Consider the following 13,965-nt stretch of genomic DNA (forward strand, 5'->3'; position numbering starts at 1 on the left):
GCCCCAGGGTGTACGTTCGCATCCATGCCGATGGATCACTTCGGGCGAGACCCGCGCACAGACCCATGTACGGACCCGGTTCGGGCGCGGAACCACGTCGGCGCCTGCCGCTCCGCCCGTACCCTCTGAAGCCACATGGCCACCGGACACACCGACCCGCGGCGCCGCGAACGCATCATCGCCGCCACCCTCGACCTCATCGCCGAGGAGGGCCTCGCCCGCGTCTCCCACCGCAAGATCGCCGCGCGGGCGGGCGTGCCCCTGGGGTCGATGACGTACCACTTCAGCGGCATGGACGAGTTGCTGCGCGAAGCCTTCGGGCAGTTCACCGATCACATCGTCGCGGTCTTCGACGCCCATCTGTCCGCCCCGGCCGACCGCGATCAGGCGAGGGCGGCCGTGGCCGACCTCGTCCATATCCTGTCCGAGGGGCCGCAGCGCGACCTCGTCCTCACCCAGGAGCTCTACACCCTCGCCGCGCGGCGGCCGGAGTACCGGGAACTCACCCATGAGTGGATGCGCCGCAGCCGCGTCCACCTGGAACGGCACTTCGACCCGGCCACCGCCCGTCAACTCGACGCCCTCATCGAGGGGCTGGCACTCCACCGTGCCCTGGCGCGTGAACCACACGACCGCGAACTGACGCTGGAGGCCATCACCCGTATCACCCGCGTCACCGCACCCGAAGGGCGGACCGGGAGCGACTGAGAGGTGGTCAGGGCTTCTTGCCGAAGTCCTGCGTCCAGTACCTGCCGTGGGCGGTGCCGCCCTTATTCACGTAGCCGACGCCCATGTGGGTGAGCGAGCAGTTGAGGATGTTCGCCCGGTGGTCCGGCGACTCCATCCAGCTCCTGACCACCGCCGCGGGGCTCCGCTGACCCGCGGCGACGTTCTCCGCGAGCGACCTCCACCGGAAGTAGCCGGCGTCCTGCGCCCTGGTCCGCATGGTGCTGCCGTGCGAACCGGTGTGGCCGACGAAGTCGTTCCTGGCCATGTCCATGGAGTGCCGCTGGGCGGCCCTGCCGAGGGCGACGTCGTTGTTCAGTTCCGGGCAGCCGGCCCTGGCGCGTTCCTCATTGGTCAACTTGATGACGGTGACCCGCGGCGAGCGCGCCGACCCCGCGGGGGCGGCCGACAACGCGAGGGCCACGGTGGCGGCGGCCAGAACCGCGCCCAGAGAACGGGAAACTGAAATGGCTCTCTCCTCCTCGTTTCGGGGTGCGGCAGACGTACCCCGGCGACCATCCGCCCCTCTCCCGAACTCAACGACTCCGGGTCCCCGGCGATGCGGACGAGCCCCGACGAGTGACCTGTGCTGCGCCCGAACGGGCTGAGATCGCGCCGCTGACGATCACTGTGCGCCGCCGGGTGAAGAGGCGGGGAAGCGCCGTGGTGAGCGCGTTGAGCCGCCCTGACGCCACGCTCGGACGCCGGCCGCGGTCGAGCACCCGCATGGCGGTCCCGACCACCTGCTCCGGGGTCTGGTACCTGCCCCTGTAGGTGCCGCCGCTGAGAGTGTCGAAGAACTCCGTGCGGGTGAGGCCGGGTGCGAGACAGAGGACGCGCAGGCCGGTTTCCCGGGATTCGAACCACAGGGCCTCGGTGAAGTTGAGTACGAACGCCTTGCTCGCCGCGTAGACCGCCATGCCCGGGGCCGGTGTGTAAGCCGCCATGCTCGCGACATTGACGAGAATGCCGGTGCCGGCGGCGCGCAGCGGTTCGACGAGTGCGCGCGTGATGTCGACGAGGTTCGCCACGTTCACGTTGATCTCGTCGGTGAGGCGCTCGGGATCTTCGTCGTGGAAGGCGTTGTCGGTGGCGAATCCGGCGTTGTTCACCAGGCCGGTGACGGATATCCGCCGCTCGGCCAGAGCGGCGGCGAGTGCCCGGCCCGCTCTCGGCTCGCCGAGGTCGACGGCGATCGGGGTGGCCCGGATGCCGTGCGCCTCACGGAGTTCGGAGGCGAGCGCATCCAGGCGGTCGAGCCGGCGGGCCACCAGCACGACGTGGGAGCCGCGGCGTGCGAGTTCGCGGGCGAAGGCCGCGCCTATTCCGGAGCTCGCGCCGGTGACGACGGTGGTCTGGTGCGCGTAGTCGATAGCGGTCATGGCTGCACCATAGGCAAATACTTGCACTGAGTGCAAGAAGCGAACTGAGTGCGAATGACATAGGCTGGGTGAATGGCCGAACCACCCAGTCTTCGCGAGCGCACGCGGCGTGCGGTCCGGGCGGAGATCACGGAAACAGCGATGCGCCTCTTCGCGGAGAACGGCTTCGACGCGACCACGGTCGACCAGATCGCCACGTCGTCCGGCATCTCCCGTCGCTCGTTCTTCCACTACTTCGGCAGCAAGGAAGACCTCGTTCTCGGCGACACCGAGGCCCTCGGCGAGACGGTGCGCGCCGCGTTGGAGGCACGTCCGGCCGAGGAGCCCGCCTGGGCGGCGATCCGGGCCGCATTCCTCGCCCTCCATGCGGAGAAGGGCATGGAGACGGACGGGCTCACGGTCGCCCGGATGTACCACGAAGCGCCCTCGTTGCGGGCGAGGCATCTGGAGAAGCACCTGCGCTGGCAGGTCCTGCTCGCCCCCGACATCCAGCGCCGTCTCGGCCTGCCCGACTCGGCCACGCCCGACCCCCGGGCCCGCGCCTTCGTCGCGGCGGCACTCGCCTGCCTCGACGCGGCGGTCGACGCGTGGTGCGAATCCGACGGAGCGGCCGACCCCGTACAGCTCTTCGACGACGCGGTCGCGGCGCTCCGAGCCTGAGCCCGCCTGCCCGGCGCATTCCCTGGGCAGAAGCCCCCTGAGAACAGGGCGAGTTCACGTGGCAGAATCCCCGGTATGGGGTGGCAGCGGCTGGGGTCGGAAATCGTGCACCGGGGGCCGGTTCTGACGGTACGTCGGGACGCGGTGCGTCTGCCGGACGGTACGGCCGGCGTGTACGAACATGTCTCGGTCGATGACGGCGTACGCGTCGTCGCACTCGACGCCGACGGCCAAGTCGTCCTGGTCGAGGACGACTTCTACCTCCAGCGCCGCCGGATGCTTCATCTGCCCGGCGGCGGTACGGACGGGGAGAACCCCTACCGGGCCGCCCTGCGCGAGCTGGAGGAGGAGACGGGACTGACCGCCGCGCACGTGGACACACTGGGCGTGATCGACCCCTTGCCCGGCCTCACCACCGCCCGCACCCACCTCATGCTCGCCACCGATCTGCGGCCCGGCACGATGCGCAGGGACGGAGCGGAAGCCGGCATGACCGTCCACCGGCGTCCGCTGCCGGACGCGGTCGCGGCGGTGCGTACGGGAGAGATCACCGACGCCGCCAGCGCGACGGCCCTGCTCCTCGCCTCCCAGGCTCGCTAGGTCCTGTCCGGCGGATCTTCGCGGGCCCGTCCCTGGGGGGGCGGGCCCGTCGACACGTCCCGGGAGATCCTGGGCGGTCCGTCCGCGCCGGCGTTCGCGACGTCAAGGCGGCCAACCCACACGGCCGCGACTCGTTCCAGCTCTACGTGATGCGCGACCGCGACATCTCCTGTGAGCTCGTCGAGCGGGCCGCGAGGGCCGGTTTCGACACGGGGATCATGACCGGACCGGCGGGCGTCCCCTTGCGACTTGCCGTTTGACGGCGTCCACGCCGTCCTGCTGCGTCAGCCGGGCTCGGGCTCCGGGTCGGCCTGGCGGCGGGAGTGGGTGGCCGCCTTCGTGTGGATGTACAGCTCCTCCCGGCCGACAGGGGCTTCGCGGGCGGGGGGCAGCGGCAGTTCGTACCGCACATGCCGCTGGTGGTCGGCGAGTTGGCGCTGGACGTTGTAGACGCTGCCGAACTTCCAGAGCATGCGGGCGAAGTTGGTCTGGCCGCGCATCAGGTTGCGGCCGAGTACGCCCAGCGCGCCGAACGCGGTGCGCAGGCCCAGGTGTTTGCGGTTGATGACCGCCTGGGTGCGCACCAGTTCGCGGTAGAAGACGTCCAGGGGGAGCGTGGTGGGAACGACGGCGTGCTGGATGTCGAAGAGCCGGTAGTCACGTGTCGTGAGCTGGCGGGCCTCCGTGTGCCAGATCTCGGTGCCGGGATAGGGCGTCATCACGGTGAGGTGCACGATCTCCGGTACGGCGAGCGCGAATTCGCGTACCACCCGGAACCGTTCCTCGTCCCACGCGGGATCGACGATCAGGTTGATGGCCACCACGATGCCCATGCCGCGCGCCAGCTCCAGGGCCCGGAAGTTGTCGTCCGGGGTGACGCGCTTGCGGTAGAGATCGAGCCCTTCGGCGTCGATCGCCTCCATGCCCAGGAACATGTAGCGCAGTCCCAGCCGCGCCCACCGTTCGAAGACCTCCGTGTTCCGCAGGAGCACATCGCTGCGGGTCTCCAGGTAGTAGCGCTTGCGGATCTTGCGGCGTTCCAGTTCGGCGGCGATGCCGTGGCCGTGCTCGGGCCGGATGAACGCCACGTCGTCGACGATGAAGACGTTCGGTTCCCGGATCGACGCCATCTCCGCCCCGGCGGCCTGCGGGGACGCCTTGCGGTAACTGCGCCCGTAGAACGTCCACGCGGAGCAGAACGAGCAGTCCCAGGGGCAGCCGCGGGTGAACTCGATGGAGGCGCACGGGTCGAGCTCGCCGATGAAGTAACGGTTGCGTTTGCGCATCAGGTCGCGGGCCGGCAGAGGCTCGTCCAGGGTGTCCAGCAACTTGGGGGCCGGTCCCCGGCCCTCCGCGCAGACGACGCCGGGGACCGACTTCAGTCCGCCGTCCCGTGCCGCGTCCAGCAGGAGCGGGACGGCGGGCTCGCCTTCTCCTCTGACGATCGCGTCGACCGCTCCGTCGGCCTGCGCCAGCACATGCTCGGCGATGAACGAGATGCTGTGCCCGCCGAAGAAGACGAAGCACCCGGGGAACATGGCCTTGGCCTGGTGCGCGATCTCGATCGCCTCGGGGACATTCGCGAGGTAGTTCAGTGAGATGCCCAGCGCCTCCGGGGCGAATTCGGCCATCTCCCGGTCGAGGAACGAGCGGGAGAGCACCTGCAGGTCCACCACCCGGACCTCGTGGCCCACGTTGCGGGCCGCCGCGGCGACGCGTTCCAGGCCCAGGGGCTCCAGCCGCAGAAAGATCTCCGAATACATCAGCGCACTCGGGTGAACGAGCATCACGCGCATCTCAGTTCTCCCGCCGCCGACTACGAAATGAATACATCCATGCATTTCATCCCTGTTTATCCGTCAGATCTCAGCGGCGCGCCGCAGGGCGGTCCCCGAGGGGCGGGTCCCGGCCGTCGCACGCCGCGGCGTTGCCACAGGCCGCGGCCCGGGGGTCGATGGGGACGCCGTTGGTGCGCAGCACCTCACGGAGATCGAGGATCAGGGGGAAGATCTCGTGGTTGAGGTCCCTGCCCTGCTCGTCCCACGCCCGCTGCTCGGCCTCGACGGCCAGGCGGTCCTCCGCGAACACCCGCTCGGTGAAGCGCCTGATGAGCGGCCAGGCCAGCTGGAGGGCGCCGGGAATGCCCGGCTTCTCGATCATGAGAAGGCCGTAGGCGTGACACCTGCGCTGCTCCGCGTCCTCGGGGACGTACGCGACCCAGAGACGGAAGGCGGGATGGTCGGCGCCCTCCGGGACCAGGTCGAGCGTCTGGTACGGGTATCCGGTGCGGATGGTCATGACGTCGCTGGAGTTGCCTCCGCCGATGCCCTCGTTGGCCAGCAGGCCGGCGCCCCGGTTCCGTTTCCCCCCGGTGTGGGTGAACAGGTACCTGGCCTCCACAGACCGTGCGTCGGTCTCGTATCCGAGCAGCTCGGGGTGGAGCTTGCCGACGACGCCACGGTGGAGGAACTGGTGGTTCATGTCGAGCAGGTTCTCGTGCATGAACGAGTAGTGGCAGCGCACGGTCCGGGAGAAGGTCATGGTCCGGTACTTCGGCGAGCCGAAGGCCGGCAGCTCGGGCAGCGGGGTGGCCACCGCCTTCTCCGGGTCGCCGGGGAAGACGTACACCAGGCCGTACGCCTCACGGACGGGGTAACCGCGTACGCCACGCGGCGGGCGCCCGTCGCCTTTGGACAGATACGGGATCTGCGAGATACGGCCGTCGCCGCGATACGCCCACGCGTGGTAGCAGCAACGGAGCTTCTCGCCCTCCACGACGCCCATGCTGAGCGGCACCTGGCGGTGGGCGCACCGGTCCTCGATCGCGTAGACGGTGCCGCTGTCCCCGCGGTAGAGCGCGATGCGTTCACCGGCGAACGCGGTGGCGAGCACCCGCCTCCTGCGCACCTTCTTGGTCAGCGCGACGGGGTACCAGAAATCCGGGTGGGCCCCGACGAGCCGGAGGTCGGGTACGGGAATCGGGCCGGGCTGCGCCGAGGGCCGACCGCTCCCGGCCCTCTCGGATTCGGTCTCGGTCATACCTCTCCCTCACGCGGGGGCACCGGTGCACGGACGTCACACGTACGCCGGGCACCACCGACCTCGCCCATGCGGCGGAGGGGGCCCGGCACGGTCCATCCTGGCGGCCCGCGGCCGCCGGGGCCCTGCCCAGCGCGTCCGGTCGGGTGACCGGAGCGACGCCGCTCGAACAGCCTCGACGAACGGCGCCCTACGAGCGGACCTTCAGGCCGTCCAGGGTGAGGTCCAACAGGCGTTCCGCGCGCGGCCGTTGGTCGGGGCTCGCCGAGGTGAGGGCGATTCCTTCGAGGGCGGCGCTCAGGTCGGCGGGGCTGATGTCGGTACGGATCTCCCCGGCGGCCACACACGCGTCCATCAGGTCGGTGATGGCGGCCCGGATCATGTCCCGGCTCCGGCCGTAGGGGTTGTTTCCCGTCGCGGCGATGGCACGCAGAGCGTCGGCCATGCCGAATTTGGCGGTGACGTAGTCCAGGAAGAGACGGGTCCAGGCGCGCAGGGCCTCGTACGGCGGCTGCGCCGCGAGCAGACCGGGGACCGCGTCGCAGAGCTGGGCCACCTCGTTGCGGTAGACCGCCTCGATCAGGGCCTCCCGGGTGGGGAAGTTGCGGTACAGGGTCGCGCTGCCCACACCCGCCTCCCTGGCGATGCGCTCCAGATGCGCGTCCAGCCCCTCCTCGGCGAACACGCGCACCGCGGCCGCGAGGATCTTGTTCCTGTTACGTCGCGCGTCGGCTCGCAACGGGCGTTGTTGTGCGCTGTCGGCCATCAGCGGTCGCCGTTCCCCTCTCCGGTCCCACATCGACTTGCTAAACGGGGGCGCGCCCACTTAGTCTTGCGATAAGTGGTGACGCCTCCACTTCCACTCTAGGTCATGGGCTGACCTGCGTACATCACCCCTGGAAGGAAGCTGATCATGTCAGGGATCGAGGGCAAGGTCGTCGCGATCACCGGCGCAAGCAGCGGCATCGGTGCGGCGACGGCGACCTGGCTCGCCGAGAAAGGGGCCCGGCTCGTGCTCGGGGCCCGACGGGAGGACCGACTGACGTCGGTGGTGGACCGGATCACGGCGCGGGGCGGCTCGGCTGTCGGGGTCGTCGTCGATGTGACGCGCCGCGAGGACCTCCGGCGGCTGACGGACACGGCGGTTGACCGGTTCGGCCGGCTCGATGTCCTGGTCTCCAACGCCGGCACGATGGCGGTGTCACCCTTCGACGAGCTGCGCCAGGACGACTGGGACGCCATGGTCGCGACGCATGTCACCGGCCTGCTGAACGGTATCGGGGCGGCGCTCCCCGTCTTCCGGCGGCAGCACTCGGGCCAGTTCGTCAACGTCTCCTCCACCGCGGCCTACGTCGTGAAAGCCCCGCAGGGCGTCTACGCGGCCACCAAGACGGCGGTGAAGGTACTGACCGAGGGCCTGCGGCAGGAGTCGGGACCCGACCTGCGCGTCACTCTCGTCTCCCCAGGGTTCACCAACACCGAGGGCGTGGGGAAGGGGGCGAGTCCCGAAGTGGCGGCGGCGCATGTCCGGCTGCGCGACGAGATCGCCATCCCGCCCTCCGCCATCGCGTCCGCGATCGGTTACGCGATCGAGCAGCCCGACGATGTCGACATCAACGAGATCGTCGTCCGGCCCACCGCGCAGGCCTGACGCCGCCGATCCTCGCGGTCCGCCTCCGTCCCGGCCACCGAAACGGTGCGGCAGCCGGGCCGCCGGGGTCAGATGCCGAGGGCGTCGCCCGGGTCTCCGTGCCGTGGGGTCCACCACTGGGTGAGGCCCCAGATCCCGAGCGCGAGCGCGGTCACGGCGACGAGTACCGCGACCCAGGGCCTGCCCGTCCAACGCCTGGTCAGGGCCCAGGCCAGGAGAGGCAGCAGAGCGCCGCCGAGCGCGATGAGCGGGAGGTCGACATAGAGCACGCTCAGATCACGGGCGCTGCCCTCGAACCCGCCCTCGATACTCAGCTGCGCCTGTGGTGCCCATACGAGCGGCGCCGCCGCCGCACCGAGGACGGAGAGGAGACATCCGGCACCGCCGGCCGTCCGTGAAGTGGTGCTCAGGTCCCGTCCCGCTGGATATCCGCCCATGCCAGCGACAGACGCGGCCCGCATGGGGATCGGTTCCGCCGAGGTCGGCTCAGACCGCGGGCCGTACCCGGTAGCTCAGGGCCGGGAAGGGGAACGACCCGGTGTGGAGGCTGCCGAGTACGTAGTAGATGTCGCCGGCCGCGGCGGGTGTTCCGGTCTCGCAGTCCGGGCGGAAGAAGACTTCGATGTTCCGGTCGGACAGATTGACCGCCGACAGGGCCGACCGCGTCAGTGACTGGCAGACGCCGGCCGCGTCCAGGTCGACCGCCGTCTCGTCCCCGGTCTGCTGGGCTCCTGTGTAGAAGGAGGCCTCACCGGCCGGCGCGCTCGCCGTCGCGGAGGGTGCCGCGGCCAGCAGGCCGAGCAGAGCGCCGGCCGTCACAGCGGCGGCGGTTCCGGTGGGTCGGAGCATACGCAGGGTCATGTGGTCCGCCTTCGTGGGGAGTTGGGGCGAGCGCTCGGGCCCATGGCCGAGACCGGCCAATGGTTGCATCTTCAACAAGGCAAGGGGAGCCCGTAACCGGCCAAGGCGAGGACCGAGTTGTAATTTAGGTTAGGCTAAGCTAATGAACGCTTGGACGGGGTCTCCCGCAGCCTGCCCCTCTACCCACCGACACCACTGGAGCCGGAGACCATGACCGAACGGGCCGCGACGACCCTGCCGGAGCACGTACAGCTCGTGAACGGTACGAGTACCGGCCTGAGCCGGGCCGGCGCCGTCGTCGTCGTCAAGTTCGGCGGCAACGCCATGGTGGACACCGAGCTGCGGCGCACATTCGCCCAGGACGTCGTGGAGTTGTGGCACGCGGGCCTGCGCCCGGTCGTCGTGCACGGCGGCGGCCCGCAGATCAGCGCGATGCTCGACCGCCTCGGCCTGGAGACGCGGTTCGAGGCGGGCCTGCGGGTGACCACGCCGGAGACCATGGATGTCGTACGCATGGTGCTGGCGGGCAGGGTCCAACGGGAGCTGGTCGGCCACATCAACGCCTGCGGGCCTCCCTTCGCCGTGGGCATGACCGGTGAGGACGCGCACACGATGGCGGCCGTACGACGGCCGGCCAGGGTGAACGGCCGGCCGGTCGACATCGGCCTCGTGGGCGACATCGTGGACGTGAACCCGGGCATGGTGCACGCCCTCCTGGAGGACGGCCATATCCCGGTGGTCTCCCCGGTGGCCCGCGGTGAGGGCGGAGAGGTCTACAACGTCAACGCCGATCTCGCGGCCTCAGCCCTGGCCGTGGCTCTCGGCGCCGAGCGCCTGGTGATGCTCACCGACGTGGCGGGGCTGTACGAGAACTGGCCGCACAGCACCGAGGTGATCGGGCGCGTGACCGCCGACGCGCTGGACGGGATGCTGCCGGGGCTGGCGGGCGGGATGCTGCCGAAGATGGAGGGCTGCCTGCGGGCCGTCCGAGGCGGTGTGGGACGGGCCCATGTGCTGGACGGGCGTGTGCCGCACGCCGTACTGCGAGGCGTGCTCGACACGACCGGCCCCGGCACCACGGTGGTTCCCGGCACCGGCTGATCCCCGGCCCGCCCTGCCGAACAGGCCGAACGAGCCGGGGAGTTGACCGTCGAGGTCACAGAGCCTTCGTAAGGATCCGCGCGTTACGCCGGGGGTCCAGGGACTCGGCCCACGACACAGGCGCCAGAAGCGCCGTCGTGGGCGCGAAGCCGTACCGGAGGAACAGGCCACCGCCGCCGGTCGTCGCCGTGTACAGCGCGCCCAGCGACCGGGCGCGCGCCACGGCCAGCACGGAACGCAGGAGCGCGGCCCCCACTCCGTGCCCCTGCCGCCGCCCGGCCACGCAGAAGTTGTAGAGAACGCCCACCGCTCCGCGACCGCCCTCCCCCGGACCCGCCGGGTGCACGCGCAGGCCCACGCAGCCGTCGAGCGGGCCTCCGGGGCGGCCCTGCGTCACGAGGAAGTCGGCGGCGTGGGCGGCGTAGAGCGAAGCGGGCCGTTCCCGCAACGCCCCTGATCGCACGAAGGGTTGGGACAGCGCGGCGAGAGCGGGCGCGTCCTGCGCGCGGGCGGGGCGTACGGAGGGCGTCGGCGCGAGGGGCGCGTACGGCGCGGGCGGCAGCGGGGCGGGCGGCGTAGCCGTGATCAAGGCTTTCCTTCCTCGGTTCCACGATCGGAGAAGCGGCTTGACGCCGTGTCACTCCGACGAACAAACGAGATTAGGTTAGCCTTACCTTACTTGCGAGTCCAGTTCGGGGCAGCGACGGCCGTCTTCTCCGTCGGGCTGCCGTCGACGTACGCCGCCACCACCTCGATGTCTCCGATACGGGAGGTGTCGACGCGCCGGGGGTCGTCCCCGAGCACCACCAGATCGGCGAACTTGCCCGGGGTGAGACTTCCCACGTACTCCTCCCAGTGGCAGGCGAAGGCGCCGGCGACCGTGTAGGCGTGCAGTGCCTCGGCCACGGTGATGCCCTCGTCCGGGCCGATCAACTGCCCCGACTCGGAGGCGCGTTCGACCATGAACTGCACCGCTCGCAGCGGGGATCCGTCCGTGACGGGCCGGTCGGAGCTGCCGACGAGGGGGATGCCGTGGTCCAGGAAGGCCCTGCCCCGGTAGAGCCACGGAGCCCGTTCCGCGCCCATGACCGCCGCGTAGTCGTCCCCGAAGTACCGGAGGAAGCCGGGCTGGACGACGGCGCTGAGCCCGAGCCGCGCGAAGCGTGGGAGCTGGTCGGGGCGGATCAGTCCCGCGTGTTCGACCCGGTGCCTGGCGCCAGGACGCGGCCGCAGGCGCTGGGCCCGCTCCAGGGCGTCCAGGGCGAGTTGGGCCGCGCGGTCGCCGATGGCGTGGACGGCGAGCTGCCAGCCGGCGAGATGCCCGTCCACGATGGTGTCGGCGAGCACGTCCGGGTCGTCCTGCAACTGGCCGGTGTGGCCGAGTCCTTCGTACGGGTCGCCGAGCGCGGCGGTCCGGGCCATCATCCCGCCATCCGTGTAGACCTTCAGCGCGCCGAGGGAGAGCCGCCCGTCGCCGAACCCCGTGCGCAGGCCGAGGTCGAGCGCCCGGGGAATGCCGTCGGCCTCGTGCCCGGCGGCCGGACGCAGCCGCTCGGCGGCCACCATGAGCTGCACCCGCAGCGGCAACAGGCCTTCTTCGCGGGCGAGTTGGTAGGCACCCAGCTCGACGGGACTGTGGCCGAAGAGGGTGCCGCCGATACCGGCCTCGGCGCAGGCGGTGACCCCCTCGGCCAGACAGGTCCGGCCGGCGCGCCCGATCGCCTCCGCGAGTTCCCGCTGGGTGTGGGGCGGCCGCAGGGCGCGGGCGGCGCCCATGGCGCCCTCGGCGAGGAAGCCGTTCTCGTGCGGAAGGCCGGCGGGAAGCAGCGCGAGAACGGCGGAGTTGACCACGCAGCCGTGCCCCGAGTCGTGCAGCAGGAACACCTTGTGCCCGAGGCTGACCATGTCCAGTTCGGCGGCGGTCAGATGACGGCCGAGAGCCCGCTGGTCGTAGCCCGCGACGCTCACCCAGGCGCCCGGTGAGCGCTCCCGGGCGACGGCCCCGGCCACGACGGCGAGCACGTCGTCGATCCGGGTGAGGCCCGCGACGCTCGGGGTGTTCTCCTTCAGCCCCGCCCAGGCCAGATGGACATGGGCGTCGATGAACCCGGGCAGCACGGTGGCGCCCTGAAGGTCGATCACCTCACGCGCGGGCAGCGAGGTCACGGCCTCGTCCAGACCCACGATCCGGCCCCGCCAGATGCCCAGGTCATGGGCGACGGGGTGGTCCGGATCCATGGTGAGGAAGCGCGCGTTCGTCAGTCTGGCGCAGAGCATCGGTGGCGTACCGCTCCCGGAAGGTCAGCCGTCCGTCGACGCCGCGAGGGACCGGGGGCGCAGATCGGTCCAGTGGGTCTCGATGAACTCCAGGCACCTGTCACGGGAGTTCTCGGCCAGGACGATCTTCCATCCCCCGGGCACCTCGGCGAAGGACGGCCAGAGCGAGTGCTGCCCCTCGTCGTTCACCAGGACCAGGAAACGGCCTTCGGGGTCGTCGAAGGGGTTGGTGCTCATGTCTCAGTGCCTCCTAGGGTCCAACAGAAGGGAGACTAACATTAGGTTAGGCTCGCCTAATCAAAGGGGAGCCTAACGTTTCCCCTTCCCTCTCACAAGGAGACGTTCATGCGCCTCGCGGCCGACGAGGACAACGCCTTCGCCGCTTTCGGACTGCCCGGCGAACCGGGCACGGACGAGTTCTGGGCGGCGGCGCGGACGCCCGTCTCGGTGCCCGCCGACGACGGCGGCTGGCTGGCCCTGTTCCTGTGGCGCGGATCTCCCGCGAGCGTCGTCTTCGAGAGCTGGTCGGATCCCGTTCCCCTGCGCAGATGGCGCGGGACGGACTGCTGGTACGCCGAGGTGCCCATGCCCGCGCGGCTGCGGGTGACCTACCAACTCCTCGCGGGAGACGCCGCGTTCGCCGATCCGTTCAACCCGGACGGCGCCGGCGGTGACCGGTCCGTGGCGGCGGCCCCGGACAGCCCTCCTCAGCCCCACTGGCCGGCCATCGGCACCGACGACGTCCTGCCCCTCCCCCGTACCCGCGTCCGCTGGAGCAGCGAACGGCTCGGCGGACGGCGCACCGTACGGGTCCACCCGGCGGGCGGCGGCGGGCCGGTGGTCCTCCTGCTCGACGGGGACGACTGGCTGTATCTGCACCCGGCCATGGCCGCGTTCGACTCGGCCGTCGCCAGTGGCGAGATGCCTCCCGCCACCCTGGTCTTCCTGCCGGCCAAGGACAGAGAGGCCGAGTTCGGGTGCCGGCCGGAGCTGTGGGAGGCCGTACGGGACGAACTGCTGCCGCTGGTGGCGGAGACCGGCGTACCCGCCGACCTCGACCGGCTGGTGGTCGCCGGACAGAGCCTCGGCGGGCTCAGCGCGCTGTACGCGGCGCTGGAGTTCCCGGACCTGGTCTCCCGGGTCGCCTGCCAGTCGGGGTCGTTCTGGTGGACGCCCGAGGCCATGGCTCAGGCGGACCCCTTGGGCGGGCCGGTCGGCGGCACACTCGCGGAGCGCCTGCGGGAGCTCCCCGACCTGTCCGGGCTGCGGTGCGCGTTCGACGTGGGGGAACACGAGACGGCGATGCTGCCCCACTGCGCGGTGACCGAGACCCTGGCCGAAGAGGCCGGTGCGACCGTGCGCGTCTCCCGGTCGCCGTCGGGCCACGACCGGGTGGGCTGGCGGCACGCCCTGGTCAGGGATGTCGCCTGGGCGCTCGGCTGAGAGGGGGCCCGAGCCGGAGAAACCGCGCCGCCGACAGAGCTAGGGCGTGTTTGAGAAGTAGCGTCGTCCGCCCACTGGGCGGGGCCCACGGCGTCTGGTGCGTGCGATCGCAAGGCGGAGGATCAGCCCCGTAGATGGACCGGACGTACTTGGATGACTCCGACAACGCGGCGAGCGTGCGTGCCAGGCGTCGTGGGCCAGACGGGACTTCTCAAACACGCCCTA

16 protein-coding genes are annotated in these 13,965 nt (G+C 70.8%); 6 read left to right on the forward strand and 10 right to left on the reverse strand.

Features of this window, described 5'->3' with window-relative positions; all coding sequences use genetic code 11:
• Positions 1 to 135 precede the first annotated feature (135 nt).
• Positions 136 to 708 carry a TetR/AcrR family transcriptional regulator gene (locus tag OIE74_RS02480; RefSeq protein ID WP_329377905.1) on the forward strand — a complete coding sequence of 191 codons (573 nt, stop codon included), beginning with the start codon at positions 136 to 138 and terminating at the stop codon, positions 706 to 708.
• Positions 709 to 715: 7 nt separating this feature from the next.
• On the opposite strand, the gene OIE74_RS02485 is transcribed toward OIE74_RS02480, so the two are convergent.
• Complete coding sequence (locus tag OIE74_RS02485) at positions 716 to 1,084, reverse strand: CAP domain-containing protein (RefSeq protein ID WP_329377907.1); 369 nt, start codon at positions 1,082 to 1,084, stop codon at positions 716 to 718.
• Positions 1,085 to 1,262: 178 nt separating this feature from the next.
• The gene (locus OIE74_RS02490; protein WP_329377909.1) at positions 1,263 to 2,108 is read right to left on the reverse strand and encodes an SDR family NAD(P)-dependent oxidoreductase; all 846 of its coding nucleotides are present in this window, start codon (positions 2,106 to 2,108) and stop codon (positions 1,263 to 1,265) included.
• Positions 2,109 to 2,180: 72 nt separating this feature from the next.
• On the opposite strand from OIE74_RS02490, the gene OIE74_RS02495 reads away from it, so the two are divergent.
• Positions 2,181 to 2,768 carry a TetR/AcrR family transcriptional regulator gene (locus OIE74_RS02495; protein WP_329377911.1) on the forward strand — a complete coding sequence of 196 codons (588 nt, stop codon included), beginning with the start codon at positions 2,181 to 2,183 and terminating at the stop codon, positions 2,766 to 2,768.
• 75 nt (positions 2,769 to 2,843) lie between these two features.
• Positions 2,844 to 3,368, forward strand: coding sequence for an NUDIX hydrolase (locus OIE74_RS02500; protein ID WP_329377913.1), 525 nt, complete (start codon positions 2,844 to 2,846; stop codon positions 3,366 to 3,368).
• A 284-nt stretch (positions 3,369 to 3,652) separates the two neighbouring features.
• Here the strand turns inward: OIE74_RS02500 and hpnR are convergent, their stop codons facing one another.
• From hpnR to OIE74_RS02515, 3 genes are all read right to left on the reverse strand, one after another.
• On the reverse strand, positions 3,653 to 5,164 hold the full coding sequence (hpnR, locus tag OIE74_RS02505; protein ID WP_329377915.1) for a hopanoid C-3 methylase HpnR: 1,512 nt from the start codon (positions 5,162 to 5,164) through the stop codon (positions 3,653 to 3,655).
• A 70-nt stretch (positions 5,165 to 5,234) separates the two neighbouring features.
• Positions 5,235 to 6,407 (reverse strand): aromatic ring-hydroxylating dioxygenase subunit alpha, encoded by a 1,173-nt coding sequence (locus OIE74_RS02510; RefSeq protein WP_329377917.1) that lies wholly within the window; start codon positions 6,405 to 6,407, stop codon positions 5,235 to 5,237.
• A gap of 190 nt (positions 6,408 to 6,597) precedes the next feature.
• Complete coding sequence (locus tag OIE74_RS02515) at positions 6,598 to 7,173, reverse strand: TetR/AcrR family transcriptional regulator (protein ID WP_329377920.1); 576 nt, start codon at positions 7,171 to 7,173, stop codon at positions 6,598 to 6,600.
• A 147-nt stretch (positions 7,174 to 7,320) separates the two neighbouring features.
• Here OIE74_RS02515 and OIE74_RS02520 point away from each other — a divergent pair, with 147 nt between their 5' ends.
• On the forward strand, positions 7,321 to 8,058 hold the full coding sequence (locus OIE74_RS02520) for an SDR family oxidoreductase (protein WP_329377922.1): 738 nt from the start codon (positions 7,321 to 7,323) through the stop codon (positions 8,056 to 8,058).
• Positions 8,059 to 8,126: 68 nt separating this feature from the next.
• Here the strand turns inward: OIE74_RS02520 and OIE74_RS02525 are convergent, their stop codons facing one another.
• Complete coding sequence (locus tag OIE74_RS02525) at positions 8,127 to 8,495, reverse strand: hypothetical protein (protein ID WP_329377923.1); 369 nt, start codon at positions 8,493 to 8,495, stop codon at positions 8,127 to 8,129.
• 49 nt (positions 8,496 to 8,544) lie between these two features.
• On the reverse strand, positions 8,545 to 8,919 hold the full coding sequence (locus OIE74_RS02530; protein WP_329377924.1) for a hypothetical protein: 375 nt from the start codon (positions 8,917 to 8,919) through the stop codon (positions 8,545 to 8,547).
• Positions 8,920 to 9,129: 210 nt separating this feature from the next.
• Here OIE74_RS02530 and argB point away from each other — a divergent pair, with 210 nt between their 5' ends.
• A complete protein-coding gene (gene argB / locus OIE74_RS02535) occupies positions 9,130 to 10,020 on the forward strand; it encodes an acetylglutamate kinase (protein ID WP_443076004.1) in 891 nt (296 codons plus the stop codon).
• A gap of 55 nt (positions 10,021 to 10,075) precedes the next feature.
• Here argB and OIE74_RS02540 read toward each other — a convergent pair whose 3' ends face one another.
• The 3 genes from OIE74_RS02540 to OIE74_RS02550 all read right to left on the reverse strand — a co-directional run bounded on the left by OIE74_RS02540 (position 10,076) and on the right by OIE74_RS02550 (position 12,534).
• The gene (locus OIE74_RS02540) at positions 10,076 to 10,609 is read right to left on the reverse strand and encodes a GNAT family N-acetyltransferase (RefSeq protein WP_443076005.1); all 534 of its coding nucleotides are present in this window, start codon (positions 10,607 to 10,609) and stop codon (positions 10,076 to 10,078) included.
• Positions 10,610 to 10,695: 86 nt separating this feature from the next.
• The gene (locus OIE74_RS02545) at positions 10,696 to 12,297 is read right to left on the reverse strand and encodes an amidohydrolase (protein WP_329377926.1); all 1,602 of its coding nucleotides are present in this window, start codon (positions 12,295 to 12,297) and stop codon (positions 10,696 to 10,698) included.
• Positions 12,298 to 12,321: 24 nt separating this feature from the next.
• Positions 12,322 to 12,534 carry an MbtH family protein gene (locus OIE74_RS02550; RefSeq protein ID WP_329377929.1) on the reverse strand — a complete coding sequence of 71 codons (213 nt, stop codon included), beginning with the start codon at positions 12,532 to 12,534 and terminating at the stop codon, positions 12,322 to 12,324.
• Positions 12,535 to 12,642: 108 nt separating this feature from the next.
• Between OIE74_RS02550 and OIE74_RS02555 the strand changes: the two genes are divergently transcribed.
• The gene (locus OIE74_RS02555) at positions 12,643 to 13,740 is read left to right on the forward strand and encodes an alpha/beta hydrolase-fold protein (RefSeq protein ID WP_329377931.1); all 1,098 of its coding nucleotides are present in this window, start codon (positions 12,643 to 12,645) and stop codon (positions 13,738 to 13,740) included.
• Positions 13,741 to 13,965: the final 225 nt, after the last annotated feature.

It is taken from the genome of Streptomyces sp. NBC_01716 (assembly GCF_036248275.1).
Classification (GTDB): domain Bacteria; phylum Actinomycetota; class Actinomycetes; order Streptomycetales; family Streptomycetaceae; genus Streptomyces.

Excerpts from the sequence above, each read along its gene's own strand:
- OIE74_RS02480 (WP_329377905.1), top strand. The coding sequence starts at position 136 with ATGGCCACCGGACACACCGACCCGCGGCGCCGCGAACGCATCATCGCC.
- OIE74_RS02490 (WP_329377909.1), bottom strand. The coding sequence starts at position 2,108 with ATGACCGCTATCGACTACGCGCACCAGACCACCGTCGTCACCGGCGCG.
- OIE74_RS02495 (WP_329377911.1), top strand. The coding sequence starts at position 2,181 with ATGGCCGAACCACCCAGTCTTCGCGAGCGCACGCGGCGTGCGGTCCGG.
- OIE74_RS02500 (WP_329377913.1), top strand. The coding sequence starts at position 2,844 with ATGGGGTGGCAGCGGCTGGGGTCGGAAATCGTGCACCGGGGGCCGGTT.
- hpnR (WP_329377915.1), bottom strand. The coding sequence starts at position 5,164 with ATGCGCGTGATGCTCGTTCACCCGAGTGCGCTGATGTATTCGGAGATC.
- OIE74_RS02510 (WP_329377917.1), bottom strand. The coding sequence starts at position 6,407 with ATGACCGAGACCGAATCCGAGAGGGCCGGGAGCGGTCGGCCCTCGGCG.
- OIE74_RS02515 (WP_329377920.1), bottom strand. The coding sequence starts at position 7,173 with ATGGCCGACAGCGCACAACAACGCCCGTTGCGAGCCGACGCGCGACGT.
- OIE74_RS02520 (WP_329377922.1), top strand. The coding sequence starts at position 7,321 with ATGTCAGGGATCGAGGGCAAGGTCGTCGCGATCACCGGCGCAAGCAGC.
- OIE74_RS02525 (WP_329377923.1), bottom strand. The coding sequence starts at position 8,495 with ATGGGCGGATATCCAGCGGGACGGGACCTGAGCACCACTTCACGGACG.
- OIE74_RS02530 (WP_329377924.1), bottom strand. The coding sequence starts at position 8,919 with ATGACCCTGCGTATGCTCCGACCCACCGGAACCGCCGCCGCTGTGACG.
- argB (WP_443076004.1), top strand. The coding sequence starts at position 9,130 with ATGACCGAACGGGCCGCGACGACCCTGCCGGAGCACGTACAGCTCGTG.
- OIE74_RS02545 (WP_329377926.1), bottom strand. The coding sequence starts at position 12,297 with ATGCTCTGCGCCAGACTGACGAACGCGCGCTTCCTCACCATGGATCCG.
- OIE74_RS02550 (WP_329377929.1), bottom strand. The coding sequence starts at position 12,534 with ATGAGCACCAACCCCTTCGACGACCCCGAAGGCCGTTTCCTGGTCCTG.
- OIE74_RS02555 (WP_329377931.1), top strand. The coding sequence starts at position 12,643 with ATGCGCCTCGCGGCCGACGAGGACAACGCCTTCGCCGCTTTCGGACTG.